The organism is Paraburkholderia sp. CNPSo 3076 (assembly GCF_026343935.1).
GTDB classification, from domain to species: domain Bacteria; phylum Pseudomonadota; class Gammaproteobacteria; order Burkholderiales; family Burkholderiaceae; genus Paraburkholderia; species Paraburkholderia nodosa.
Genome location: NZ_JAPMAL010000005.1, coordinates 1 through 24,682, shown reverse-complemented (window position 1 = coordinate 24,682; position 24,682 = coordinate 1). Strand labels below are relative to the sequence as shown.

General features: G+C 64.8%; 22 protein-coding genes. 6 read left to right on the top strand and 16 right to left on the bottom strand.

Annotated features, from left to right (window positions below):
• Window position 1 precedes the first annotated feature (1 nt).
• The 3 genes from mdtN to M3A49_RS07300 are packed head-to-tail and all read left to right on the top strand — an operon-like array spanning window position 2 to window position 4,650.
• On the top strand, window positions 2-1,054 hold the full coding sequence (gene mdtN, locus M3A49_RS07310; protein WP_266228102.1) for a multidrug transporter subunit MdtN: 1,053 nt from the start codon (window positions 2-4) through the stop codon (window positions 1,052-1,054).
• Window positions 1,035-3,071, top strand: coding sequence for an FUSC family protein (locus M3A49_RS07305; RefSeq protein ID WP_266228101.1), 2,037 nt, complete (start codon window positions 1,035-1,037; stop codon window positions 3,069-3,071). Before mdtN ends, M3A49_RS07305 begins: the two co-directional genes overlap by 20 nt.
• A complete protein-coding gene (locus M3A49_RS07300) occupies window positions 3,058-4,650 on the top strand; it encodes a TolC family protein (RefSeq protein ID WP_266228100.1) in 1,593 nt (530 codons plus the stop codon). The genes M3A49_RS07305 and M3A49_RS07300 overlap by 14 nt, the downstream gene beginning before the upstream one ends.
• Window positions 4,651-4,668: 18 nt before the next feature.
• On the opposite strand, the gene M3A49_RS07295 is transcribed toward M3A49_RS07300, so the two are convergent.
• On the bottom strand, window positions 4,669-5,022 hold the full coding sequence (locus tag M3A49_RS07295; protein ID WP_266228099.1) for a DUF4148 domain-containing protein: 354 nt from the start codon (window positions 5,020-5,022) through the stop codon (window positions 4,669-4,671).
• Between the two features lie 344 nt (window positions 5,023-5,366).
• Between M3A49_RS07295 and M3A49_RS07290 the strand changes: the two genes are divergently transcribed.
• Together M3A49_RS07290 and M3A49_RS07285 are read left to right on the top strand one after the other, a co-directional pair.
• The gene (locus M3A49_RS07290) at window positions 5,367-6,194 is read left to right on the top strand and encodes an alpha/beta hydrolase (RefSeq protein ID WP_266228098.1); all 828 of its coding nucleotides are present in this window, start codon (window positions 5,367-5,369) and stop codon (window positions 6,192-6,194) included.
• Between the two features lie 99 nt (window positions 6,195-6,293).
• Window positions 6,294-6,734, top strand: coding sequence for a hypothetical protein (locus M3A49_RS07285; protein ID WP_266228097.1), 441 nt, complete (start codon window positions 6,294-6,296; stop codon window positions 6,732-6,734).
• A 173-nt stretch (window positions 6,735-6,907) separates the two neighbouring features.
• Here M3A49_RS07285 and M3A49_RS07280 read toward each other — a convergent pair whose 3' ends face one another.
• The 4 genes from M3A49_RS07280 to M3A49_RS07265 form a co-directional block, all read right to left on the bottom strand.
• On the bottom strand, window positions 6,908-8,551 hold the full coding sequence (locus M3A49_RS07280; protein ID WP_266228096.1) for an ABC-F family ATP-binding cassette domain-containing protein: 1,644 nt from the start codon (window positions 8,549-8,551) through the stop codon (window positions 6,908-6,910).
• Window positions 8,552-8,713: 162 nt separating this feature from the next.
• Window positions 8,714-9,751 carry a porin gene (locus M3A49_RS07275; protein WP_266228095.1) on the bottom strand — a complete coding sequence of 346 codons (1,038 nt, stop codon included), beginning with the start codon at window positions 9,749-9,751 and terminating at the stop codon, window positions 8,714-8,716.
• 139 nt (window positions 9,752-9,890) lie between these two features.
• Entirely contained in the window at window positions 9,891-12,422 is a 2,532-nt protein-coding gene (locus M3A49_RS07270) for a glucose/quinate/shikimate family membrane-bound PQQ-dependent dehydrogenase (RefSeq protein WP_266228093.1), read from the bottom strand.
• 53 nt (window positions 12,423-12,475) lie between these two features.
• The gene (locus M3A49_RS07265; protein ID WP_266228091.1) at window positions 12,476-13,579 is read right to left on the bottom strand and encodes a porin; all 1,104 of its coding nucleotides are present in this window, start codon (window positions 13,577-13,579) and stop codon (window positions 12,476-12,478) included.
• Between the two features lie 297 nt (window positions 13,580-13,876).
• Between M3A49_RS07265 and M3A49_RS07260 the strand changes: the two genes are divergently transcribed.
• Window positions 13,877-14,419, top strand: a complete 543-nt coding sequence (locus tag M3A49_RS07260) for an isochorismatase family protein (RefSeq protein WP_266228090.1) — start codon at window positions 13,877-13,879, stop codon at window positions 14,417-14,419.
• An 11-nt stretch (window positions 14,420-14,430) separates the two neighbouring features.
• On the opposite strand, the gene M3A49_RS07255 is transcribed toward M3A49_RS07260, so the two are convergent.
• The 11 genes from M3A49_RS07255 to catC form a co-directional block, all read right to left on the bottom strand.
• The gene (locus M3A49_RS07255; RefSeq protein WP_254356008.1) at window positions 14,431-15,165 is read right to left on the bottom strand and encodes a trimeric intracellular cation channel family protein; all 735 of its coding nucleotides are present in this window, start codon (window positions 15,163-15,165) and stop codon (window positions 14,431-14,433) included.
• Entirely contained in the window at window positions 15,162-16,430 is a 1,269-nt protein-coding gene (locus M3A49_RS07250) for a M20 family metallopeptidase (RefSeq protein ID WP_266228089.1), read from the bottom strand. Before M3A49_RS07250 ends, M3A49_RS07255 begins: the two co-directional genes overlap by 4 nt.
• Before the next feature lie 56 nt (window positions 16,431-16,486).
• Entirely contained in the window at window positions 16,487-16,915 is a 429-nt protein-coding gene (locus M3A49_RS07245; protein ID WP_254356009.1) for a MarR family winged helix-turn-helix transcriptional regulator, read from the bottom strand.
• 195 nt (window positions 16,916-17,110) lie between these two features.
• Window positions 17,111-18,271 carry a porin gene (locus M3A49_RS07240; RefSeq protein ID WP_266228088.1) on the bottom strand — a complete coding sequence of 387 codons (1,161 nt, stop codon included), beginning with the start codon at window positions 18,269-18,271 and terminating at the stop codon, window positions 17,111-17,113.
• A 487-nt stretch (window positions 18,272-18,758) separates the two neighbouring features.
• The gene (locus tag M3A49_RS07235; protein ID WP_266228087.1) at window positions 18,759-19,493 is read right to left on the bottom strand and encodes an ABC transporter substrate-binding protein; all 735 of its coding nucleotides are present in this window, start codon (window positions 19,491-19,493) and stop codon (window positions 18,759-18,761) included.
• Window positions 19,494-19,578: 85 nt separating this feature from the next.
• The gene (benD, locus tag M3A49_RS07230; RefSeq protein WP_266228086.1) at window positions 19,579-20,355 is read right to left on the bottom strand and encodes a benzoate diol dehydrogenase BenD; all 777 of its coding nucleotides are present in this window, start codon (window positions 20,353-20,355) and stop codon (window positions 19,579-19,581) included.
• A complete protein-coding gene (gene benC, locus M3A49_RS07225; RefSeq protein WP_266228085.1) occupies window positions 20,352-21,374 on the bottom strand; it encodes a benzoate 1,2-dioxygenase electron transfer component BenC in 1,023 nt (340 codons plus the stop codon). Before benC ends, benD begins: the two co-directional genes overlap by 4 nt.
• A 52-nt stretch (window positions 21,375-21,426) precedes the next feature.
• Window positions 21,427-21,915, bottom strand: a complete 489-nt coding sequence (benB, locus tag M3A49_RS07220) for a benzoate 1,2-dioxygenase small subunit (protein ID WP_254356014.1) — start codon at window positions 21,913-21,915, stop codon at window positions 21,427-21,429.
• The gene (locus tag M3A49_RS07215; RefSeq protein ID WP_266228084.1) at window positions 21,912-23,282 is read right to left on the bottom strand and encodes a Rieske 2Fe-2S domain-containing protein; all 1,371 of its coding nucleotides are present in this window, start codon (window positions 23,280-23,282) and stop codon (window positions 21,912-21,914) included. The genes benB and M3A49_RS07215 overlap by 4 nt, the downstream gene beginning before the upstream one ends.
• A gap of 114 nt (window positions 23,283-23,396) precedes the next feature.
• Window positions 23,397-24,332 (bottom strand): catechol 1,2-dioxygenase, encoded by a 936-nt coding sequence (catA, locus tag M3A49_RS07210; protein WP_266228083.1) that lies wholly within the window; start codon window positions 24,330-24,332, stop codon window positions 23,397-23,399.
• Window positions 24,333-24,373: 41 nt separating this feature from the next.
• Window positions 24,374-24,664, bottom strand: coding sequence for a muconolactone Delta-isomerase (gene catC / locus M3A49_RS07205; RefSeq protein ID WP_266228082.1), 291 nt, complete (start codon window positions 24,662-24,664; stop codon window positions 24,374-24,376).
• Window positions 24,665-24,682: the final 18 nt, after the last annotated feature.

Genomic DNA, 24,682 nt, shown 5'->3' with positions numbered 1-24,682 from the left:
CATGAAAATGGCCGGCCAGAATCCTCGACATGCATGGAAGGGCCGCGCGATCGCCGTCGTGATCGTCCTGCTCGGCGCCGCGGCGCTTTGGTATGCGTACGACCGCTCGTCGCGCTATCCGTCCACCGACGACGCGTCCATCGACGCGGACGTCGTCCACGTCGCGTCCCCCGTAGGCGGCCGCATCATACGCGTTCCCGTGGAGGAGAACCAGCATGTCACCAGGGGCGACGTGCTGTTCGAAATCGATCCGGTGCCGTACCGACTCGCGGTCGCGCAGGCGCAGGCCGAACTCGAACTGGCGCGCGCCTCGCTCGCCACGCGCCGCCGCACGCTGATCGGCGAGACGTCGAACGCGACGATCGCGGCCGACCAGACCCGTCGTGCGACGCACAATTACGATCTCGCGACGCGCAGTGTCGACCGGCTGCGGCCGCTCGCGGCGCAAGGCTATGTGTCCACACAGCAGCTCGACCAGGCGGTCGTGGCGCAGCGCGACGCGAGCGTCTCGCTCGCGCAGGCGAAGGTGCAGCAGCGCTCCTCTGCGCAGACGATAGGCGACGACACCGACGCCATCGCGGCACTGCATGCGCGCGAGGCCGCGCTGGCCATCGCGCAGCGCGGCCTCGACGATACCATCGTGCGCGCGCCGTTCGACGGCTACGTGACGGGCCTGACGATCCTCGCGGGCGAGACGGTCGCGCCGAACCAGTCCATCTTCACGCTGATTCACTCGGGCGAATGGTTTGCCGTGGCGAACTTCCGCGAGACGGCGCTCGGCGCCATCGAGGTGGGCGACTGCGCCACCGTGTACTCGATGATCGACCGCAGACAGCCGATGAGCGGCAAGGTGATCGGCATCGGCGCCGGGATCGTGGACACGGACCGTCTGAACCTGCCGCGCAGCCTGCCGTACGTGCAGCAGTCGGTGAACTGGGTGCGCGTGGCGCAACGCTTCCCGGTTCGCGTGCGCATCGACGCGCCGGTCAACAGACTGGTGCGCATCGGCGCCAGCGCGATCGTCGAGGTCCGGCATGGCCAGTCTTGCCGGTGACATCAGGCGGCCCGGTCCGCGGGAAATCGCGAAGCTGCTCGCACCGTTTCCGGGGCGCGCCGCGATCGTCACACGCATTGCGCTGATCTGCGCGCTCACGGTGCTCGTGACGGCCGGCTACGGCACGCCCGACGCCGCGACTGCCGTCTATATCGTGTTCTTCCTGAACCGGCCCGACCGCATGACGAGCGTGGTCATGTCGTTCGCCTTGATGCTGCTCGTGACCGTGATCATCGCCATCGTGATGATCTTCGCGATCCTCACGATCGACCAGCCGCCGCTGCGGGTGGCGAGCATGGCGCTCCTGTCGTTCGGACTGCTATTCGCCACGTCGGCAAGCAAGCTTCGGCCAATCGGCGCAATCCTGGCGATGATCGTCGGCTTCGGGCTCGACGAACTCGGCCTCGCGCCGCTTGGCGAAGCGGCGACGCGCGGCCTGATGTACGCGTGGCTGATGGTCGCGATTCCGATTGGTGTGGCGATCGTCGTGAACGTCGTGATTGCGCCGTCGCCGCGGCGACTCGCCACCGCGCAGCTTGCGCGGCGCCTGAGGCTCGCTGCGCGCCGCCTCACGGGCACGGCGACCGACGAGGAGCGCGCCGCATTCGAAGCGTGCATGCGCGAGGGCGACCATCAGATCCTCACGTGGCTCAAGCTCTCGAAGCTCGAAGGCACGTTGACGCCGAGCGACGGCGCGGCGCTGCGCCAGGCGGCGGCGTCCACGACGGCGATCCTGGTCGCGACGGATTTCGCGGCGAGCGAGCCCGGCGCGCGCCTGCCCGACGCGTGCGCGGCGCAGCTTGCCGAAACGATGATGCAGATGGCCGCGATGCTGGAGGCGGGCGGCTATCCCGTGGATGTCACGCTCGAAGCGCAGGACCTGCCCGAGGGAGCCGCGCTACCGGCGCTCGTGCTCGCCGACCTGCGCGCCGCGCTGGAGGGCTTCGCGGTGCCGCCGGCGCAGGCCGCCGCAGCGCCGGTTCCCGCGCCAGAGAAAGCCGCCGAGCCTGCCGCACGCAGCGGCTTTTTCGACGCCGATGCCTTCTCGAATCCCGATCACGTCCGTTACGCGCTGAAGACCACGGCTGCGGCGATGTTCTGCTACGTGCTGTATCAGCAGCTCGACTGGCAGGGCATTCATACGTGCTTCATCACCTGCTATATGGTGTCGCTCAGCACCACGGCCGAAACCGTCGAGAAGCTGACGCTGCGCATCGCGGGCTGCCTCGTCGGCGCTGTGCTCGGCACGGCGGCGATCGTGTTCGTGACGCCGCGTTTGACCTCGGTGGGCGAACTGATGGCGCTGGTGTTCGCGGGCGCCTGGCTGGCCGCGTGGGTGGCGATGGGGTCCGCACGGATCGCCTACGCGGGCATGCAGATCGCGTTCGCCTTCTTCCTGTGCGTGATCCAGGGCGCGGCGCCCGCGTTCGACCTCACGCTCGCGCGCGACCGCGTGATCGGCATCCTGATCGGCAACGTCGTGATCTATCTGGTCTTCACGCGCGTCTGGCCCGTGAGTATCGCCAGCCGGATCGACGCGACGTTCAAGGCGCTCGTTGCGCAGTGGAGCCGCATCGCGCGCGCGGCGGACGCCCGCACGCGCAGCGCGCTCGCCGGCGGCGCGCTCGCCCAATACGGCGGACTGCGCCAGGATCTCGGCCTGATTCACTACGAGCCTTCGTGGGTGCGTCCTGAGCCTGAATGGGTGGCGAGCCGGCGGCGTGCGCTCGCGGAGCTCGAGGCGCTGGAGGCGCCGCTGGTCCTGGCGGCAGGGCGCGCGGGCGCCGCGCGGCTCGGCGAAATCGCCCAGCGCCTCGCTGCCGGCGACGGCGCGCACGTGCAAGCTGCACAGCATGCCGCCGACACGCAGACGCGAGACGCCGGGGCCGCGGAGGACCGCACGGCCGACCCCGCACTTGATGCGCTCCAGAGCGTCATCGCCAGGCGGTTCGGACAGATCGCCGCGATCACGCGCCCAGCTTCGGCCACGGAGACGACGACCGATGCGCGCCCCTGAACCGACGCCCCGGCTCATCGTCTTGGCCGCCGCGCTGGCTGCCGTATTGGCTATCTCGGGACTCGAGGGATGTGCGACGTCGTCGATCGATCTCGCGCCTGGCGCGCCGGACCGTCCCTGGCAGCCGCAGACGGATGCCGGCGGCAACATCGTGCCCGGGCCGCCGCGCAACGCCGGCGAGGCGACGCAGACGGGCTACACGTTGCCGCGCAGCGCCGCGCTCGCTTCGATCGAACCCGCGGCGGCGCTCGATGCGAACCACGCGTACACGCTGCCCGAGCTGATCGATCTCGCGGAGTCGACGAACCCGCTCACGCGAATCGCCTGGAACGACGCGCGCAATGCGGCGCTCGCAGCGGGCATCGCGAAGACCGCCTACTTGCCGCAACTCACCGCCACCGCCATGGGCGGATACGAAGCGGCGAGCGGCGCGGCATCGACGCCGCTGCTCGGCACCACATCGACCAACTCGAACATTCACGGCACGGTTTCGGTGCTCTCGCTGCAATGGCTGCTATTCGATTTCGGCGGCCGCCGCGCGCGCCTCGATGCGGCCAAACAGCTTTCCGTGGCGGCGAACGTCGCCTTCACGTCCGTTCACCAGCACGTGATCCACGAAGTGAGCATCTCGTACTACACGTATGAAGCCGCGAGCGCGAGGGAGCATACCGCGCAGCAGGCGCTCGACAACGCGGACGGCATTCTCAGCGCCGCGCGCGCACGGCGAAAGCAGGGCGTGGGCACCGTGGTCGAGGTCGCGCAGGCCACGCAGAACCGCGCACAGGCCAATCTCCTGAAGGTGCAGGCGGACGGCGCGTTGAGCGACAGCTATCTGAGCCTCGTCTCTGCGCTCGGCATTTCGCCGTTGTCGAAACCGCTGATCGCCCCGTTGCCGACGCGTACGCTCACGCCGGCGCTGCACCAGAGCGTCGACGAAATCGTGACCGATGCGATTGCGCGGCGGCCGGACGTGCAGGGCGCCTATGCGCTGGAACAGGCCAACCAGGCGAAGATCCGCGCGGCCGAATCCGCCTTCATGCCGAAGATATTCCTCTCCGCCGCGGCCGCGTACGGCACCGGCACGACGTCGATCACGGCAATTCCCCCGGTCGGCGATCAGGCGGCGACGGTGAACCTGAACGGCAGCCGTCGCAGCGGCAGCATATTCCTCGGCGTGACGATTCCCCTGTACGACGGCGGCTTGCGTTCCGCCGTGCTGATGCAGGCGCGCAACGATGCGGACAGTGCGTCCGCGCAATTAACCCATACGAGGCAAGAAGCCGTCCGGCAGATCGTTGCCGCGCAGAACGGGCTTTCGACGAGCCTCGCGTCGAACGACGCCGCGAAGGCACTGGTCGAGGCCGCGCAGACGACCTACGATGCGGCGTTCGCCGCGTACCGGCACGGCGTCGGCACCATCACCGACGCGCTCCTCACGCAGAATCAACTGCTCGCCGCGCAGAACGCGTATACCGACAGCTACAGCGCCGCGCTTTCTGCCGCGGCGACGCTTGCCCTGGCAACGGGCGAGATCGGCTCGCCGTCCATGGAAGGCGAACCGGCTCAACAGGATCACTAAACACTTTACGTTGGCGATTCAGCTACCAAAATACGTCATGCAAAAGCTGACCGGGCCAACACAGGTGGACGATGCGGGGGTATGCGTACGCGAACCCGCAGCCGAGCTGCCCGCCATCGAGACGCCACCCATGTCGTGTTGCGCCGAATCTTGCGCGTATTGTGCCGCTGCGACCTTGGCCTCGGCTGCCTGAATGTCAGCCGGATAGTCGACGTCGTCGCCGCGGCCCGGGCTGTATCCGGCCTGCTCGACACGCACGAGATCCGCACGCACTTCGGCGCGGGTCAGGGGTTGAGTGGACTGCGCGAAGCTATATGCCGGGACGGCGACCGCAGAAGCCGCGACGAGAATGCTGAGAAGAAGCCTGGACATGATCAATACTCCTATATATCCGTAGAGCGGATGAGTCGGGAAGGAAAGCCGCAGCATCGACTGTGCATGGACGCGAAGACAGGCTTAGGAACGAGCAACTTGAAACATGGCTAAGCGAGGCAAGGCGTTACTGCGTGGTTGCAGTGTAGGCAGGCGCTTCGGTCGCCAAGGTTACCGAGTCATTACAAGAAAATAACGAATCTTCCGTCCCTTTGATTCGATGCCACAGCGCGGGCACGTCATTTTTTCGTAATGACTGGGTAACCCTCCCGTTCGAGGCAGCTTTTTAGACTGGCCGTGTTGTTAATCGATTCGTTCACATCGCGTCATTCCGAGGAACTGCCATGTCTTTCCCTTCTTTCCGATCTGCCGTTGCCCATGCAGCAGCGGCGCTTTGCCTGGTTGCCGGCGCCGCTACGACAGCGCAGGCCGCGCCCGTCAAGAACGTCGTCCTCGTGCATGGCGCGTTCGTGGGTGGCGCCGGATGGCGGCCGGTGTACGACATTCTCACGAAGGACGGCTATAACGTGACGCTCGTGCAAGAACCGCTGACGTCGTTCAAGGACGATGTGACGGCTACGAAGCGCGTCATCGATAGCCTGGATGGCCCGTGCGTGCTCGTCGGCCATAGCTACGGCGGCGCGATCATCACGGAGGCGGGCAACGACGAACACGTGAAGTCGCTCGTCTACATTGCCGCTCATGCACTGGATGTCGGCGAAACCGAAGTCTCGAATGGCAAGCGTTATCCGAATGCGACGCCCCATGAGGACATCGTGAAGACAGCCGACGACTACCTGTACCTGAATCCCGCCGACTATCCGCGCGATTTTGCCGCCGACCTGCCGATTGCGCAGGCTGAATTCGAGGCCCACGAACAAATGCCGACTGCGGCAGGTGTATTCGCGTCGGAGATCCCGGATCCGGCATGGAAGATCAAGCCTACGTTTTATCTGGTTGCGAAGGCGGACAAGATCATCAACCCGGACCTCGAGCGCATGTACGCGAAGCGCGCTCACGCCCAGACGGTGGAAATCGATGGCGCCAGCCATTCGGTTTACGAGTCGCATCCGAAGGAAGTCGCCGCGTTGATCGAGCAGGCGGCTCAGCAACAGGGGCAGGAATCGGACATTTCTAATGAGCCAGAACCGGACATTTCAAAAAAGCCGTAACATATAAAACTTCGATAATTTATGTTATGTAAAATCAAATAACCCCACCCAGGCACACCTCCTGCGCCGCGAACCCATGCCGCCTCACAGGAGGAACCCATGACGTCCGCCCCCACATCCGGGCAACCAACCGGCGCAGGCTCGCATTCAGAGCCGACGCGCGCACAGCGCGTCGCAGCCTGGCTCGGTCTGTGCGCGGTACCGCTCATCTGGCTGCTGCATCTGGCGCTCGGCGTCACGCTCGTTTCCACGGCCTGTGCCGACGCCGTCACGCAGGATCCGATGCCAGGCTGGCACGGCACGCAGTGGATCCTCGGCATCGCCTCGGTCTGCGCGCTCGTGCTCGCGCTCACCATTACCTACGCCGCGGGCCGCGCCTGGCGCAAGATTGCCTACGTCGCTCACGAGAAGCGCGACGCGAGGCGCTTCATCGCGTGGTGCGGCGCGACCACTTCCGTGGCCTTCACCTTTGGTCTCGCTTTCTCGATCTGCATACTGATCGCGGTACCGATCGAGCGCCTCTGCACGGCGTTCGACTAGGCAACGCGATCTCCGCGTTGCGAACGCCATGTATCGCGCCAACCCGCGGGCCAGCCCGAATACGCCGCCATAGCGCGCGACGTCGAACGCTATCGCTGGTATCTCGTCGCGCAGGTGGCGGTCACGTATCGCTTCCAGGCGCGGATTAGAAAATCGATTCGCTATCCGATGGATCAAACAACGGGATCGCAGCGCCACCCGTCGCGGCTCCATTGCATCGTATGTGTCGGTGCCAGCGCGGCGACGAAATCGGCGTCGTGCGAGGCCACGATCAGCGCGCCCGGGAAGTCCGCTAGCGCCCCTTCGACCGCGCGCACGGATTCCAGGTCCAGATGGTTGGTCGGCTCGTCGAGCAGCAGCAACTGCGCCGGCGCGCCGCGCCAGAGCGCGCAGGCAAGCGCGGCCTTCAACCGCTCCCCGCCGCTCAGGTGGCGCGACGGCTGTGTCACGCGCGCGGCATCGAGTTGCAACAACGCGAGCCGGCTGCGCAGTTCCCCTTCTGCGAGCGGTGTGTCGAGCAACCCAAGCTGCTCGACGATCGAGCGGTCGGGATCGAACTGCGCGAGCTTCTGGTCGAGGTACGCGCTGCGGACATGCGTCACGCTATGCCCCGCTTTGGGCGCGAGCTGTCCCGCGAGGAGGCGTAGCAGCGTCGACTTCCCGCATCCGTTCGGACCCGTCAGCGCCACGCGCACCGGGCCGCTGCACGACCAGTTGAGCGTGGCGGCGGGATCGTCGTGCGCGAGCCACGGCAGCCTCGCCTCTTCGAGCGTGAAGACCTGGCGGCGCGCGCTAACCTCTGCGCCCGGCAGCGCCACCAGCACGGGTGCGTCGGGCTCGACGCGCGCGGCAGCCTCGGTAACGCGCTCATCGAGCGCCGCCTTGTGCTCGCGTTGCTCGGCCCTTACCTGCCCCATCACATTGCGCGCACCGCTCTTGATCCCCTCTTTCGCCATCGAGGATAGATTGGCCGTCTTCGCGTAACGCCATGTTCCGGCGGCATGTCGCTGGATCGTGTCGTGTTCGCGTTGAAGCCTGCGCGCGGCGCGCTCGCGTTCGGTACGCGCATGGCTGAGCACGCTCTTTGCCGCTTCGTGTTCCGCATCGCGCTGGGCGCGGTAGCTGGCGTAGTTGCCGCCATACGTTCGCAGTCCCCTGGGCGTGACCTCGACGATGCGTTGCATTTGCGCAAGCAGTGCACGGTCATGGCTCACGACGACGAGGCCGCCGCGCCATCCCGCCAGCGTGCCACGCAGCCACGCGCGGCCGACGGCGTCGAGGTGATTGGTCGGCTCGTCGAGCACGAGCAAGCCGGCGTCCGCCAGCAGCGCACCAATCAAGGTAACGCGCGCAAGTTCGCCGCCGCTGATCGTTTGCGCCAATGTGTCGGACTCCAGATGATCGAGTCCCGCCGCATCGAGCGCCGTACGCAGGCGCGCCGCGAGATCCCAGCGCTCGCCGATCACGTCGAAATCGCCGGTGTCGGCCACGCCGTTCGCTAGCCGGGCCAGAGCCGCGAGCGGCGCGTCGAGCCCCGCGACTTGCGCAACGGTCTGTTTGTCGTGCGAGGCGTCGAGGGGCTGCTGGGCCGCAAACGCAACCCTGACGTGCCGGTCGATCGAGCCGGACGTCGGCTCGATCCGCCCGGCGATCAGTTGCGCGAGCATGCTTTTGCCGACGCCGTTGCGCCCGACAATACCCGTGGGCACGCGATCGAGAACGAGGTCCAGCGAGTCGAATAGCGTGACGCCGCTATCGAACCGGTATGAAATGTGATGGAGTGCGACAAGCGTCGCGACTGGCGTGACTCGAGCCATAAGCTTCTCCCGAATGTATGAATCCACTCGCGCGGCGTGTATCACGCTGGCGCGAAAACATTTTTGGGGAAAAGCTTAGTTGTCCACTTTGGCTGGAGTCCGGTGTGCAGGGATGGAACGCGCATGATAACAACGAGAGATGCCTGGCACAAGCCGTACGCTTTAGAAGCGGTCGATCATGCCAAACTGCACGCCGCGCACAGGCGCGCCCGGCCAGGACGGCGGCAGCCCGGTCACGTTCACGCCGCGCAGCGTGAAGGTCGCCTCAGCGCGATTGCGCAGCCACCCTGCGCTCGCGTAGAGCAACACGCGCTTCGAAAGGTCGTATTCGCACGCGGCGCTGAACTGGTCGGCGTCGTTGCCGGCGCCCGAGAGGTCGTGCACCCACGCGTAACCGAGCGACGCACGAAACCGCGAGGTGACCGCATAGCGCGCCGAGACCGACACGCCGTTGTTGTGGTTACGCGGCGTGCCGCCATCGCCGTTGAAGTACGCGAGAAATCCGGTCACCGGCCCGAGCGCGTACGACATGCCGCCCAGATTGGCTCGCAGCGCGCCATCACCGTTTTGCTGTTGATGCGCCCAGGAGATGCGAAACGCTCCGCGCCGCCACTCGACGGTTTCGATGTTGCCGGCCAGCCCGTTGCTGCCCGCGGACGGATCGCGCAGCGAGGCCATCAGCGTGGTCGAGAAACCGTAGATGTCGGGAGACAGATACGTGATCGCGTTGCTTTCGTAAGGCGTGATCTTCGAAAGATTGTTGAGGCCCGAGGCGATGGTGCCAGCGCCGAACGCGTCGAGCTGTCCCTTGAACGGAATATAGATCGGCGAGTATTGCCGCCCCACCCGTACCGTGCCCCACTGCGTGCCGAGGCCTATCCACGCCTGGCGGTTGAAGATCGTATTGGCTACGGCAAAGGTGCCGTCGTTGGAGCCGAAGCCGTTTTCCAGTTCGAACAATATCTTGATGCCGCCGCCGAGATCCTCCACGCCGCGCAGCCCGAAGCGCGAGCCGCGATACGCGCCCGAGTCCATGCGCGCGACCCAGCCCGCGCCCGGATTCGTCACCTCGATGCTCGTGTCGAGCGCCCCGTACAGCGTGACCGAGCTTTGCGCGTGTGCGCATATCGTGTGCAGCGTGGCGAAGGTTGCCGCAGACAACACCGCCCAGGCGCGCGCCGCGCGCAATGTTCGATTCATGAGGGAAATGCGGGTGAGGCGCACGAGCAGAGCGTCGCATGCTGCATGAGGGACGGCTTGCGCTGTGCTTCTCGCCTGCCGCCGCGTGAAAAGCCCGCAAGCCGCGGCCGCCCGGTGCTGCCGGGCGGTCGCGCGTTGCTTATTGCTTCGGCAGCGCGTAGGCAATCACGTAGTCGCCGAGCTTCGTGCCGAACGAGCCGTGCCCGCCTGCCGCGATCACGACGAACTGGCGGCCATTCACCGCGTACGTCATCGGCGTGGCCTGACCGCCCGCGGGCAGCCGCGCTTGCCAGAGCCGGTTGCCGTTGTTCACGTCGAAGGCGCGGAGGTAGTTGTCCGCCGTCGCGCCGATGAAGATCACGCCGCCCGCGGTCACCATCGGGCCGCCCAGCATCGGCATGCCCGTGCGGAAGGCCACGGGAATCGGCGAGCTGTCACGCGTCGTGCCGATACGCTTTTTCCAGACGATCTGGTTGGTCTTCAGGTCGACGACGGAGATATAACCCCACGCCGGCTGCTTGCAGGGCAGCCCGATCGGCGACATGAACGGATTGAGCGTCACGCCGTAAGGCACGCCGTATTGCGGCTGGATGCCCGCCTCCGTGCCGCTGCCCTTCGCGCCCGGCTGCGGCTCGAGCGGATTGCCCGGCCCGCGCGGAATGAGTCGCGAGACGAACGGCAGCGCGATGGGGTTCGCCACGGCGATCTGCCGGTCCGTGTCGATGGCGAGACCGCCCCACTCGAACATGCCGAGGTTGCCCGGGAAAATGAGCGAGCCTTGCACCGAAGGCGGCGTGAACGTGCCTTCATAGCGCAGCTGGTGGAACATCACGCGGCAGATGAGCTGGTCGTACATCGTGGCGCCCCACATGTCGGCGTCGGTGAGATTCTTCGACGGCCGGAACGTGAGCGCCGAGAACGGCTGCGTGGCCGAGACGTGGTCGCCCGGCGCCGCGCCCTGCGGCACCGGCATTTCGGGCGCAGGCACGACGAGCTCGCCCGTGCGGCGGTCGAGCACGAACAGGTTGCCCGTCTTCGCAGGTGCGTACACCACCGGCACGGTCTTGCCGTCCTTGTCGGTGATGTCGGCGAGCGTGGGCTGCGAGGGCTGATCCATGTCCCACAGGTCGTGGTGCACCGTCTGGTAGAACCAGGCGAGCTTGCCGGTCGAGGCGTGCAGCGCGAGCAGGCCGGTTGCGTAACGCTCGAGGTCGGGCGTGCGGTCGCCCCCCCAGATATCCGGCGTCTTCACGCCCATCGGCAGATAAACGATGTCGAGTTTCGCATCGTAGGCGGCCGGCGCCCACGAGTTCGGCGAATTCCACACGTAGTGCTCGCCGGGGCCGGGAATCTTGTTCGGGTCCGCCGCGCCCGGATCGAACGCCCAAAGCAGTTCGCCCGTGCGCACGTCGAAGCCGCGAATCACGCCCGAGGGCTCGCGCGTCGAGAAGTTGTCTTCCACGGCGCCCGCCACGACGATCACCTTGTTCGTGACGATCGGCGGCGAGGTGGGCTCGTACATGCCCGGTGTCGTGACCGGCATGGCGTGCTGGAGGTCGAGGTCGCCGTTGTTGCCGAAGCCCGCGCAGCGCTCGCCCGTCAGCGCATCGAGTGCATAGAGATGGCCGTCGTTCACGGGCAGCAGGATGCGGCGCATGCAGGTGCCGTTCGCGGCGGCAGGTGTTGCTGCGGCCGCGGGTGCGCTCGCGGGCGCGGCCGCTTCCGTTGCAGACGCGGGATCACTGGCGGGCGCAGCCGCTTCGGTTCCCGAAGCCGCCGCGGCGTTCGATGCGGCCACGGGCGTCGTAGCCGTCGCTCCCAGCGCCGCCGCCGCGGCGTTCACGGACGCCGCCGAAAGATCCACGAACGACACGCCCCGGCAGGTCACGTGCTGGAACGAGGGATCGGCCTGAAGCTTAGGATCGAACTTCCATTTGAGCTCGCCGGTTTGCGCGTCGAGCGCGAACAGGATCTGGTGCGGCGAGCACAGGTAAAGCAGATCGCCGATCTTGATCGGCGTGACTTCGTTGGTGATCTCGACCGGATCGTTGGGGCCTTTCGTGTCGCCGGTGCGGAAGGTCCAGGCCACCTGGAGGTTATGCACGTTATCGGGCGTGATCTGCTGCAGCGGCGAATAGCGCGTGCCTTGCTGGTCGCGTCCATAAGCGGGCCACTCGGACGGCTCGATGCCGTCGACGTTCGGCGCGGGCGTGGCCCTCACCGCCGCGAGCGAGCCGTTGATCTGCTGCGGGTCGTTGAAATGCGCATACACGAGCACGCCGCCCCACACGAGCAGCCCGACCACGAGTGACAGCACGCCGAACTGGCGCGGGCGCTCCAGGTGCCAGCTCATGAGCACGAGCAGCCAGATGCCGAACACCACCAGCACGCCCGAGCGCGGCACGAGCGCCCAGAAGTCCGGCCCCGACTCCCAGAGGCCCCAGATCGCCGTACCGATCAGCACGATCGCATAGAGCACGAACGCCGAGGGGCTCGCACGCCACAGCAGCCACGCGAAGACGAGCAGCAGCACGCCCGTCACGACGTAGTACGGCGAGCCGCCGAGCGAAATGAGCCACGCGCCACCAGCCAGCAGATACACCGCCGTGAGCAAGGTGAACAGCACGGAGATGACTCCGATGAAGCCCAGCGGTTTCGATAGTCTGGCCATGATCTCAACCTTCCTCGAAGAATGTCGTGTGCGATGGCGGAAAAAGCGAGGCGTCAGAACACGTGCATCATCCCGACGTAGGCGCCCGTTTGCGATTGGCCAGCCATGGGGCTGGTCGGCGTGCTCGAGTCGCGCGGCGTCGCGAACACGGAGAACGTGCCGTTCTTGCTGTTGTCCACGTAGGCCACCGTGCCATACAGGAACGTGCGCGCACTGAGGTTGTACGTCGCTCCGAGCGCGTAGAGCATGGCGTGGCTCGCGGGGTCGTGCGAGGCGTCGCCGCCGCCCTCGCCTACGTGAATATAGAAACCCGCGGCGGTCACCGCCCACTTCGGCGTAGCCTGCCAGGTCGCGCCCAGCCAGTAGTGGTCGGCGGTATCGGAAATGCCGGGCGGCGAATCGGGTGCGGAGTAATGCGTGTACGCGGCCTGGATCTTGAACTTCTGCACGCGCAGGTTGCCGCCCACGAAGTATTCGCGCGAGGCCGTGAAGATGTTGGAAAAGCGCCCGCTCGAATCGCGCAGTTCGTCGTAGATGCCGCGCAGGTCGAAGAGCGGCGAGTGATACGAGAGCATGATGCCGTCCGAGCGGCCGAACTCGCCTTCGGCACCGGCGTTGAAGTTGCCTGGCTGGTTGCCGAACGAATACTGGCCCTGCACGTCGAGGCCGTTCCACACCGGGCTGTGATATTCGACGTTGTTGCTCGTTTGCTGCCAGTTGCGCCCACGCACGAGCGAGGCCGACGACACCGCCTGCTGCACGAACGGATCGAAAGCCCACACGCCGTCGCTGTCGATGAAGAGATTACGGCCGGCTTGCAGTTGCCCCCAGGTGTCGTTCTTCAAGCCCACATACGCGCGCCGCGACCAGAGCCGGCCGCCGCCCGTGGTGCCGTTCATGATCTGCACGGCGGTTTCGAGGTTGAAGATCGCGGCGCTGCCGCCGCCCAGGTCCTCAGTACCCTTGAGGCCGAACATGCTGGTACCCCAGTCGCCGCCTTCGGCGCTCCAGCGGCTCGAACTGCCGCCGTTGCCGTTCGCGATGTGATTGAGGTATTCGATGCCGCCATCCACGCGGCCATACATCGTGACACTCGATTGTGCGCTCGCGGCCGAACTGGCGGCGAGCAGCACCACTGCGCCCAGAGTCGTTTTCACGTTGGCTCCCTCGTGGAGTCTTCTTTCCTGGTCCGGTCCATGCCGGGCCGGATAGCGTGGCTGAACTTGCGGACAAACCGGCGCGCCAGGTCTCATGCCGGCCACATCGCGCACTAAAAAGCATAGCGCGTGGTGAAAAAAACCGTATTTTGGCTGGACGGCGAACGACGTACAGTTGCATGCGCGCGACGGCGCCCGCGGCACGGAGCATATTGCGTGCCGCGCCGCACCATGTACGGTGCATCGTGGGGCGAAGGTCACGCGCTAGAATCAGCGCTTTGCCACGGACGTTTCGCCATGACCACCGCGCTGCTCGTCATCGATTTTCAAAAGGAACTCATCGACACCGAACCGCTGCCCGGCGACATCGCCATGGTCAGCGCCAACATCAACGCGCTGATGCAGCGCGCAAGGCATGCCGGCGCGCCGGTCGTGCTGATCCAGCATGAGGACGACACGGCGCTCGTTTGCGGGTCCGACGCGTGGGCGTTGTCGGCCACACTCGCGACGGAATCACGCGACCACCTCATCGGCAAGCGCACGCCCGATTCGTTTCTCGGCACCGGGCTGGCCGCCCTGCTCGCCGCGGATGCGGTGAAGCACGTGGTGATCTGCGGCTATGCGAGCGAATTCTGCGTGGACACGACGGTACGGCGCGCCGCCGCGAATGGCCTCACGGTCACGCTCGCTGCCGACGCCCACACCACGCACGACAAGCCGCACGCGAACGCAGCGTTGATCCGCGCGCACCACAATGCGACGCTTTCGAATATCCGCAGCTTCGGCCCGAAGATCAGTGCGGTGCGCACCGCCGAAATCGCATTCGATCCAGCGGCGTAAGGTGGCTGACGCTAGCGCGCGTCGTGCCGCGAATCCGCCTTGCCGGTGAGCTTCGCGGCGTCGCCGCCCTGGGCCGGCTGCGGCTGAGCGGCCCGCACCGTATGAAACACCGGCAAACGCCAGCCGAAGTAGAGCGAGGCCAGCCGCAACGCCACGCAGGAAATCACGGCCACCCAGGGCGTCCAGAACGTCGACCAGCCCGCATACGTGAGCCCCACCTGCACAGAGGCCCCAAGCAGCGCCGCCGAAGCATAGATCTCGCGATCGAGAATGGCGGGCACGCGCGAGAGCAGCACGTCGCGCAACACGCCGCCGCCCACCGCACTCACAATGCCAAGGATGATGGCGGGCTCCGCGCTCTGGCTATACGCAAGCGCCTTCTGCGCGCCCGCTACCGCAAAGAGCCCAAGACCGATCGCATCGAACAACAGCACGGGATGACGCAGCCGCCGCACCTGCGGATACGCGGCAATGGTCAGTCCCGTAGCCAGCAGCGTGACCGCGAGATAAGCCCAGTTCGCGAGCCCAACGGGCGGCACCGCGCCGATGCACAGATCGCGGATGATGCCGCCGCCGCACGCCACCATGAAGCTCACGACGACGATGCCGAACAGATCGAGCCGCCGCTGCCGCGCGGCCACGGCGCCGGAGATCGCGAAGGCGAACGTGCCGATCAGGTCGAGTGCCGTATAGGCCGTGTGGGCGTTGAGATGCGCGCCCACGTGCGCCCCGAGTGCCACGCTCACGCCGCCTCGCTTTCGCGGCCAAGCCACGCGGCGGCCGCGCACAGCATCGCTTCGAGGCCGGTGCGCAAGGTAGGGTCGAGCACCGGTGCGAACTTCGGCGAGTGGTTGCTCGGGATTTCGTTGAGCTTCTTCGCAGCCCTGGCTTGCGCGTAGACCCCGGGGTCGGTGCTACCCACGAACCAGAACGCGTACGGCACACCCCATTCGCGGCCGAACACGCTGAAGTCCTCGCTGGCGGCGGCCGGCTGCGTTTCGTAGGCGCGCGCGCCGAACCATGCTTCGAAAGCCTTGCGCAGGCGCGCCGTGGTGGCGTCGTCGTTCACCGTGCGCGGGTAGCTCGACAGCGTCGTGAATTCCGGCTCGCGCGGCGCGTTCGAGGCTGCGCATTCGGCGCAACAGATGCGGCGGATCGCGCCCAGCATGTGCTCGCGCACGTCGTCGTCGAAGGTGCGCATGTTGAGTTTGAGCGTGGCGTCGTCGGGGATGATGTTTTCCTTCGTGCCCGCTTGCAGCGAGCCCACCGTGAGCACGGCGGCGTCGCGCGGCGAGATTTCGCGCGAGACGATCGTCTGCAGACGCAGCGTGGTGGAAGCCGCCATGATCACCGGGTCGATCGAGGTTTGCGGCTGCGAGCCGTGCGAACCGCGGCCGAACAGCTTCACCTTCAAGCTGTCGCCGGCCGAGAGGATCGTGCCGCTGCGATAGCCCACGGTGCCTGCCGGGCCCACCATCACGTGCTGGCCGAGGATCACGTCGGGCTTCGGAAAGCGCTCGATCATGCCGTCGTCCATCATGCTGCGCGCGCCCCGTCCCACTTCTTCGCCGGGCTGGAACACGGCAAGCAGCGTGCCGCTCCACGCGTCGCGATGCGCCGCCATCAACTGCGCCACGCCAAGGAGCCATGTCACGTGCAGGTCATGCCCGCACGAGTGCGCCACGCCCACCTGCACGCCCTCCTCGTCTTTCGCGGTCACGGTGCTCGCATACGGCAGACCGGTGGCCTCGGCCATGGGCAGCGCATCCATGTCGGCGCGCAGCATCACGACCGGGCCCTCGCCGTTGCGCAGCAGGGCCACGACGCCCGTCACGCCCACTTCGCGGGAGACTTCGTAACCGAGCTTTTCCATGCGCTGAGCCACGAGCGCCGCCGTGCGGAACTCCTGCATCGAGAGTTCAGGATGCTGGTGCAGATCCTTGTAGAGCGCTTCGAGTTCGGGCAGCAGCGCGCCAATGGCGGGCGCCACAGTTTCGACCAGATTCGGCATGGAAGACTCCCTCATGCGTATTTCATTGTGCAATGTGCGGCGTGCGCGCCGCGATCTCAAACACCGTCGATCAGGCTCTGCGCAAGCTTGGCGAGCAACTGATCGAGCGTCTTGCGCTCGTGATCGGTGAGCACGGCAGCGAGTTCGGCTTCGAGCTTCGAGCCGGCTTTTTCCGAGGCATTCGCCACTTTCGTGCCCTCGGGCGTGACGCGCAGCACGACGCTGCGCCGGTCCTGCGCATGCGTGCCGCGGCCAATCAGGCCACGCGATTCGAGTTCGCCGAGCGTTTTGGAAAGCAGCGTTTTTTCGATGAGCGCGCGCTGCGATACAGCCTTGGGCGTGATGCCCGGCTCGGCGCGGATGATGCGCAGCACGCGCATGGCACGCACGTCGAGATCCCAGCGCTCGCGGTAGACCGCGTTGGCGCGATCCATCAGCAGCGCGCTCGTTTGATCGAGCCTGAAGGTGAGGAAATCCGAATACAAATGCGTGCTCCCATCCGTATGCTAGCTGGACGCCAGTATAGTCAAATAGTTGAAAATTTCAACTATCTCGCTCAGGGGGAACAAGCGGGCGCAGATATGACAACGCGGCGGGCCCCCATTCGAGAGGAAGCCCGCCGCGCAGAGGGAAACGTCCGGCGGGGACAGTTGCCCCGCCGAAGTCATCGCTGAATCGACTTAGAACGCGTGACGCATGCCCACCGTCACAGCGACCTGCGTATCGGTCGACGAAGGCGAAAGCGTGTTGATCATGGCGTGAGAAAGTACGGAGCCTTCCGGTGCGCCGTGCACGTTCTGGTACACGCCTTCGAGGTAAAAATCGGTGCGCTTGCTGACGGCGTAATCCGTCTGCAGCATTGCCGTGTTCCAGCCCGGGTTCGTGCCGTTGTAGGCGCCATGCGTGTACGTGTACGCACCCGAAACGCTCCATGCCGGCGTGAGCGCGTATTTCACGTTCGCTTCGAAATTGTCGAGGCGCAGCGAACCGGCGAGCGAGCCGGCGGAGTCGTCGTTCGAGCCAAGATAGGTGCCCGTGCCGAACGAGTAGACGCCTGCGGCGTTGTCGATCTGCGAATGGCTCCAGACCAGACCCACCGTGGCCGGCCCGTACGTATAGTTGCCGCCGAGCGACCAGACGCGCTGACGCTCCGCCAGGAAGTTCGCGCTCGTGTCGCTGGAGGTGACCGCGCCGCTGCTGTTGCCCGCGTTGTTGAACTGCAGGTAGCCTGCTGCAAGGTTCAGCGGGCCTTGGCTATACGAAACGGCGAAGCCGTACGAGCGGTTGTTCGCGAAGTCGCCGGCCTTGTTGCTGAACGAGTACATCGTCTCGAACGTCACGCCGTACCAGGTCGGGCTCGCGTACTTGACGGAGTTGTTGATGACCACCGAGTTCGCGGCGAGGTTGTCGTTCTCGAACGGGTGGGCCGCGAGGCTGCCGCCCCACGTGTTGAATTCCGCCGTGAGCGGGCCCACGAGGTCGTTCATCACGTCGAACTGGCGGCCGAACGTCAGCGTGCCGTACGGGTCGCTTTGCAGGCCCACCCACGCCTGCGAACCAAAGCCGAGACCCGAGAACGCCTGTGCGCCGTTGTTGAGCAGGAAGCCTTGTTCGAGCTTGAAGATTGCATGCAGACCGCCGCCCAGATCTTCCGAACCCTTGAGGCCGAACACCGTGTTCTGCGTGGAGCTGCTGTTCAGCTGCCAGTTGCTATGGCCGAACTGGTTGTTCGTGTAGACGAGACCGGTATCGATCAGGCCGTAAAGGGTCACGCTGCTTTGCGCGTGCGCCGAAATAGCAAAGGCGCTCAGGAGTGCCGCGGCGAGTAGCGATTTTTTCATGTTTTCAAGCTCCGGATTGGGCGGTGGGTCAATGCATCGAATTCAGGCAGCCGGCACCTTCGACGTGCAATCTCATATGCGTCCATTCCATTTCGGTGCAGATTCAAAAGCAAAAAGCTATCCGCCGACGATTATTGCGAATTACGCAATTAATCGGTGTTGAAAATGCAATGGCAAAACGGGAATCGTGCGGTGAGTGCGGCGCGAATCGAACACCCGCATCATAGGGTGTCGAAAATAAAAATGGTGTTGAAATTCAGATTGCGTGGCGTCAATGGCACAGGCGTGCCCGGCAAGGCTCGACGCGCGTCGAGGAATGTGCGGGCATGAATATCGGCGGACAAATTACATAACGCTTTCGGAGTGGTGCATTAAAACCGGCGAGAAAGGGCGATTATCTACATTGAGAATCCATGAGGTAATCGGCCCTCGGAGCGTGTTGATTGTTCTTTTAATGCGCTCTCTTTCTTTGCCTGACATGATTCGTTTAAGCAGCCGGCGCAACCGATGCGCCCGCTATTGCGTGGCGCTCCAATGCCTCTGCGACGAATCCCGATGCCTTCATCGTTTCGACGAACGCGCCAAGCGCTGCGGCGGCCTGGGGACCACGGCGCTTCGCGACACCCATGGCCTGGCGAATCACCATGAAGCGCTCGTCGAGCAGGCGCAAGCCGCCAGCCTTCGCGGCGTCGGCTTCGATTTGCAGCTTCACGCCCGCGGCCACTTCGAGCCCTTGTTCGAGGAAGGTTTGCACGACGGTAGGCGAAGTCGGTGCGCGCACGATTTGCGCCTGCTTCAATTCGCGCGTGAGAAAGAGATCGTACGCACTGCCTTTTCCGACGGCCACGCGGTTATGCGGTTGGTCGACGTCGGCATTGGTGCGCACCGCAGAATCGTTGCGAACGAGATAGAAACCTTCGATCAACACGTAAGGTGCGGTGAACGCGATCGTCTCGCCTCGCTTCGGATCGACGGCAAAGAAGCCGAAGTCCGCGCGTTCGTCGCTCACGGCTTCGACGGACTTGCCTGCTGCGTCGAATACGACAAGTTCGAGCGGCACGTCCAAATGCTGCGCGAAAGCACGAGCGAGATCGACGGAAACGCCGAACGGTTCGCCCGACGCCGCATCGCGATTCGCGAGTATCGGATTGCCGAGGTTGATAGAGGCGCGCAACGTGCCCGTGGGCGCGAAGGCTTTGACGACTGCGGGATCGAAGTTCATGGAGAGCGCGGGACGAAAATCAGGGTCTTTCGAGCATAACACCCCGCCCGCCTGTGCGCGCCCGCCGCCCCCATGCGTTCGTCGCTCAGCCCGTGTCCCCGCCGGCGACCGGCAAGATCGAGCCGGTGATATAGCTCGCCTCGTCGGAAGCGAGAAACAGAATAGGCGCGACCTGTTCGTCGAGGCTGCCGTAGCGCTTGAAGAAGGTCGATTCGGTGACCTGCCGCACCGCCTCGCCCATCCAGGCCTTTTCCTGCTCGCTGTCACCCGCGGCATTGCGTGGAATGCGGCGCGGCGGCGCTTCGGTGCCGCCCGGCGCCGTGGCGACCACGCGGATATTGTGCTCCGCGTATTCCATGGCCAGCGATTGCGTCATCGCATTCACACCGCCCTTCGCGGCCGAATACGGCACGCGGCGAATGCCGCGCGTGGCGTTCGACGAAACGTTGACGATGGTGCCACGCCCGCGCTCGAGCAAATGCGGCAGCACCGCATGGCACGTATACAGCGTGGGCATGAGCGAGCGGCGGATTTCCGCATCGATCTGCGCCGGCTCGAATTCCGCGTACGGCCGCATGCGGATGGCACCGCCCACGCCGTTGATGAGAATGTCGATGCCGCCAAATTTCTGCGCGGCGAACTCCATTGCCGTTTGCGCGCCTTCATACGTTTCGAGGTCGGCGACGAATCCCGCCGTTTGCGCGCCCTGCGCCTCGGCCGCGACTTCGGCGACGAAATCCGCACGATCGACGAATACCACCTTGCCGCCTTCGGCCGCCGCCAACAGCGCCACGCCGCGGCCAATTCCCTGCGCCGCCCCGGTGACGACGACGACCTTGCCTGCGAATCGTTGCATGATCATGCCGCCTTCGGGACTACGTTGGGGGTGAACTTCTCGTAGTGGAAGCTGTTGGGCTTCACGCCTTCGTCGTCGAAATACTTGCGCACGGCGTCCACCATCGGCGGCGGCCCGCACAGATACACGTCGACGTCGCCATCGTTCAGGGCGTCGGCGGGAATATGCTGCGTGACCCAGCCTTTGCGCGGATGATTCGAATCCGCGTCGGCGATCACGGTGGCGAAGCTGAAGTTCGGCAGCTTCGCCGCGTAGGCTTCGATGGCTTCGACCAGCACCAGATCGAGGTCGCGCGTCACACCGTAAATCAGGTGCACCTGCTGCTGCGCGTTGGTGCGCGCGAGCACTTCCAGCATCGAGAGGAACGGCGCCAGACCCGTGCCGCCCGCGAGGAACAGCAACGGCCGCTGCACGTCGCGCAGATAGAAGCTGCCGAGCGGCCCCGTCAATTCGAGCTTCGTACCTGCTTGCGCGGCTTCGAGCCACGAGCTCATCACGCCGCCCGGAATCTTCTTGATCAGGAAGCTGATTTTCGATTCGCCCGGCGCGCAAGAAAAGGAATACGAACGATGCTGGCCACTGCCCGGCACGTCGATGTTGACGTACTGGCCCGGCAGGAACACCGGACCCGCTGCGTCGACGTCCAGCTCGAGCACGACCGCGGCATCGTTGTGCTGCTCGATCTTCGCCACCGTGGCCGCAAACTTGCTCTGCCCTGTCTTGCAGACCGTGGACGACGCGGGAATCGCGATTACGCAATCGCTTTCCGGCACCATCTGGCAGGTTAGCACGAGACCGCTGTCCTTTTCGTCGTCGGTCAGCGCGTCCTCGATATAGTCTTCGCCCAGGTCGTAGCTGCCGCTTTCTGCGCGGCACTTGCAGGTGCCGCATACGCCGTCTGAGCAATCCATCGGCAGGTTGATGCGCGCGCGAAAGGCCGCGTCGAGGACCTTCTCACCCGCCTTGCATTCGATGAAGCGCGTGACGCCGTCTTCGAAGTTGAGTGCAATCTTGTAGCTGGACATGGTGTCTCCTTCTATCCCATGTTGAAACTGAAGCTCGATATCAAACGTGATTTCACACGTGATAAACGTCGAGCACCTGCCGGATGTAGTCGTTCTTCAGCACGATCTTTTTGCAGGCAATCAGGAAGCCGTCGCCAGCTCGGCGCATGGTGACGAACATCGTGCCGAAGAAATGATCCGTGGCCCGGTAGCGATGGTTGAGCGTGTGGAAGTTGTAGCGCACCTCCACTTCATCGCCGCGGTCCGCCAGCACTTCCACGTTCGTGACGTTGTGGCTCGTGCGCGGCTCCGGCATCGATGCGCCGCTGCGTTCGGTCTTGATGCGAAACACGCGGTCTTCGAGGCCGCCGCGATCCGGGTAGTACATCAGCGAGATCTGCGATTCGTGGTCGTCGGTGAGCTGGTCATCGTCGTCCCACGCGGGCATCCAGTACGTGACGTCTTCTGCGTAGCAGGCGAGCCATTCTTCCCACTGGCGATCGTCGAGCAGACGCGCTTCGCGGTACAGCGCGGCGCAGATTTTGTGGTAATCGTTGCTCATGCCTGCGCTCCCGCTTGTTCGTGATTCAGTTCCCGCTTGAGGGCGTCGCGCATGGCGTGCACCCAGTACTCGTGCTGAACCACGAACAACCCTTCGTCTTCGCTGCGTTCGCCGGAAATGACCGGCTTGAGGCCCATCTTCTTCGCGTTGTCGTCCGCACCTTCGACCCACAGCGGCGCGCCGCGCGAGAGATCGTTCCACATCGCCGTGGTGCCGGCGTAACCCGCCTGGCAGGCGCGGAACTCTTCCAGGTCGTCGGCGGTACCCATGCCCGTGACGTTGAAGAAGTCCTCGTACTGGCGAATACGCGTCGCACGATCTTCCGAGCTCTCGCCCTTCGGCCCGAAACAGAAAATATTCACCTCGGTCTTGTCCACGCTGATCGGGCGCACCACGCGAATCTGCGTGCTGAACTGGTCCATCAGGAACACGTTCGGGTAGAGGCACAGGTTTCTCGTCTGATTGACGATGAAATCGGCCTGCACTTCACCCACGCGCGCCTTGATTTCGTCGCGATGCTTGTAGACCGGCCGCACCTCCGGGTTCATCGTGTTGGTCCACAGCAGGATGTGGCCGTGGTCGAAGCCGTAGACACCCGCCACCGACTTGCTCCAGCTATTGGCGTCCACGGCCTGGGTGCCGTCTTCCTTGCGACGGCCCATGGTTGCGGCGTAATTCCAGTGGACGGTGCTGACGTGGTAGCCGTCGCAGCCGTTCTCCATCTGCATCTTCCAGTTGCCGTCGTAGACATACGAGGAGTTGCCGCGCAACACTTCGAGGCCGTTCGGCGACTGGTCGACGATCTGGTCGATGATGATTTTCGCTTCGCCGAGGTAGTCTTCCAGCGGCTGCACGTCGGCATCGAGGCTGCCGAACAGAAAGCCCCGATAGTTCTCGAAGCGCGCGACCTTCTTCAGGTCATGCGAGCCCTGCTTGTTGAATTGCACGGGATACTCGGTAGTCTTTTCATCCTTCACCTTGAGCAGCTTGCCGGTGTTGGAGAACGTCCAGCCGTGGAACGGACAGGTGAAGCTGCCCTTGTTGCCGTGCTTGCGCCGGCACAGCATGGCGCCTTTGTGCGCGCAGGCGTTGATCACGGCGTTCAGCGCGCCGGTCTTGTCGCGCGTGATGACTACCGGCTGACGACCCAGCCACGTGGTGTAGTAGTCGTTGTTTTCGGGAATCTGGCTTTCATGCGCGAGGTAGACCCAGTTCTTCTCGAAGATGTATTTCATCTCCAGTTCGAACAGGTCGACATTGGTGAAGATGTCGCGGCGGCAACGGAACACACCGTTTTGCCTGTCGTCCTGCACGGCGGTGGACAGCAGGTGATCCAGGTCACTGGCTTTGTCGATGATGGCTGACATATTAGCTCTCCTATGCATACTCCACACGCGGTACGGAGTTCCTGCATCGGTGTCGAATGATGATCGCGGTGAAACGGGGGGCGGCGGCAACATGCCGCCGCCATGCTGGGGCGGTTACGCCGTGGCTGCGGCGCGCGGGCGGTGAACGAGCTGGTTGTCCTTACCCTGGACCAGCGGCGTGAGCGTGAAGTTGAACTCGATGTCCTTGTACGTATCGGCTTTCAGGCCGAGCGCGGTGCCACCGGTCTTTTCCGCCACATGCGGAATCAGTTCCTCGCGGGTCGCGTAGGCGAAGTCATCCCAGATCAGCGGGTCGCCTTCGATATTGAATTGCGTGGTGAGCTTGCGGCTGTTATCGGCCGTGACGAAGAAGTGCACGTGCGCCGGGCGGTTGCCGTGGCGGCCAAGGCCGTCCAGCAGCCGCTGGGTCGAGCCCTGCGGCGGGCAGCCGTAGCCCACCGGCATGAGCGTGTGGAACTCGTACTTGCCGTCCGCGCCGGTCTTGACCGCGCCGCGCAGGTTGAAGTCGTCCTGCGCGCCGGTCGGGTCGAAGTGCGAATAGAAGCCCTTCGAATTGGCGTGCCAGCATTCGACCAGGGCGCCGGCGAGCGGCTTGCCGTCGAGTCCGGTGACCGTGCCGTGAATGACGAGCGGCCCCGCATCGGCGTCGGCGTTGAGGTCGATGCGCGAGACGCTCCCGCGCACCGGCGCGCCTGCAACATACAGCGGCCCTTCGATCGTGCGCGGCGTGCCGCCTTCGAGACCCACCGCCTTGTCTGCGGCGTCCATGCGGATGTCGAGGTACTTCTCGAGACCGAGACCAGCAGCGAGAAGCGCCGCTTCGCCGTCCTGGCCGAGCTTGTTCAGATAGTTCACGCCGGCCCAGACTTCATCGGGCGTGATGTCGAGATCGTCGATGGCCTTGAACAGGTCGCCCAGCAGTCGATAAACGATCTGCTGGAAACGCGCGTTGCCGCTGCCGCCGTTCAGATTCGCAGCGGCCTTCAGCAGGTCCTGCACTTCCTTCGTGTCGAATACTTTTGCGCTCATCTTTGTCTCCTGGTGCTTGCTGGTATTGAGGGGGAATCAGCTCAAGCGTCGGTGTCCCTGACGGAGGACGGGTGGCGACACAACGGCGTGACCGTTATCTTCATGTACGGAAAAAGCGGCAAGGCGGTGAGAATGTCGTGCAGCTCTGCATTGCTCTCGACATCGAAGATGCTGTAGTTCGCGTACTCGCCCACCAGTCGCCAGATATGGCGCCACTTGCCGCTGCGCTGCAGCTCCTGCGAGTACGCCTTTTCGCGCGCCTTGATTTCATTGGCGACATTGGCCGGCATGTCGGCCGGGATGTTCACATCCATGCGTACGTGGAAAAGCATCGTCAATTCCGTTTATCA

What these genes read in the sequence shown, in the direction of transcription:
- mdtN (WP_266228102.1), top strand. Translation starts at nt 2, where the DNA reads ATGAAAATGGCCGGCCAGAATCCTCGACATGCATGGAAGGGCCGCGCG.
- M3A49_RS07305 (WP_266228101.1), top strand. Translation starts at nt 1,035, where the DNA reads ATGGCCAGTCTTGCCGGTGACATCAGGCGGCCCGGTCCGCGGGAAATC.
- M3A49_RS07300 (WP_266228100.1), top strand. Translation starts at nt 3,058, where the DNA reads ATGCGCGCCCCTGAACCGACGCCCCGGCTCATCGTCTTGGCCGCCGCG.
- M3A49_RS07295 (WP_266228099.1), bottom strand. Translation starts at nt 5,022, where the DNA reads ATGTCCAGGCTTCTTCTCAGCATTCTCGTCGCGGCTTCTGCGGTCGCC.
- M3A49_RS07290 (WP_266228098.1), top strand. Translation starts at nt 5,367, where the DNA reads ATGTCTTTCCCTTCTTTCCGATCTGCCGTTGCCCATGCAGCAGCGGCG.
- M3A49_RS07285 (WP_266228097.1), top strand. Translation starts at nt 6,294, where the DNA reads ATGACGTCCGCCCCCACATCCGGGCAACCAACCGGCGCAGGCTCGCAT.
- M3A49_RS07280 (WP_266228096.1), bottom strand. Translation starts at nt 8,551, where the DNA reads ATGGCTCGAGTCACGCCAGTCGCGACGCTTGTCGCACTCCATCACATT.
- M3A49_RS07275 (WP_266228095.1), bottom strand. Translation starts at nt 9,751, where the DNA reads ATGAATCGAACATTGCGCGCGGCGCGCGCCTGGGCGGTGTTGTCTGCG.
- M3A49_RS07270 (WP_266228093.1), bottom strand. Translation starts at nt 12,422, where the DNA reads ATGGCCAGACTATCGAAACCGCTGGGCTTCATCGGAGTCATCTCCGTG.
- M3A49_RS07260 (WP_266228090.1), top strand. Translation starts at nt 13,877, where the DNA reads ATGACCACCGCGCTGCTCGTCATCGATTTTCAAAAGGAACTCATCGAC.
- M3A49_RS07250 (WP_266228089.1), bottom strand. Translation starts at nt 16,430, where the DNA reads ATGCCGAATCTGGTCGAAACTGTGGCGCCCGCCATTGGCGCGCTGCTG.
- M3A49_RS07240 (WP_266228088.1), bottom strand. Translation starts at nt 18,271, where the DNA reads ATGAAAAAATCGCTACTCGCCGCGGCACTCCTGAGCGCCTTTGCTATT.
- M3A49_RS07235 (WP_266228087.1), bottom strand. Translation starts at nt 19,493, where the DNA reads ATGAACTTCGATCCCGCAGTCGTCAAAGCCTTCGCGCCCACGGGCACG.
- benD (WP_266228086.1), bottom strand. Translation starts at nt 20,355, where the DNA reads ATGATCATGCAACGATTCGCAGGCAAGGTCGTCGTCGTCACCGGGGCG.
- benC (WP_266228085.1), bottom strand. Translation starts at nt 21,374, where the DNA reads ATGTCCAGCTACAAGATTGCACTCAACTTCGAAGACGGCGTCACGCGC.
- benB (WP_254356014.1), bottom strand. Translation starts at nt 21,915, where the DNA reads ATGAGCAACGATTACCACAAAATCTGCGCCGCGCTGTACCGCGAAGCG.
- M3A49_RS07215 (WP_266228084.1), bottom strand. Translation starts at nt 23,282, where the DNA reads ATGTCAGCCATCATCGACAAAGCCAGTGACCTGGATCACCTGCTGTCC.
- catA (WP_266228083.1), bottom strand. Translation starts at nt 24,332, where the DNA reads ATGAGCGCAAAAGTATTCGACACGAAGGAAGTGCAGGACCTGCTGAAG.
- catC (WP_266228082.1), bottom strand. Translation starts at nt 24,664, where the DNA reads ATGCTTTTCCACGTACGCATGGATGTGAACATCCCGGCCGACATGCCG.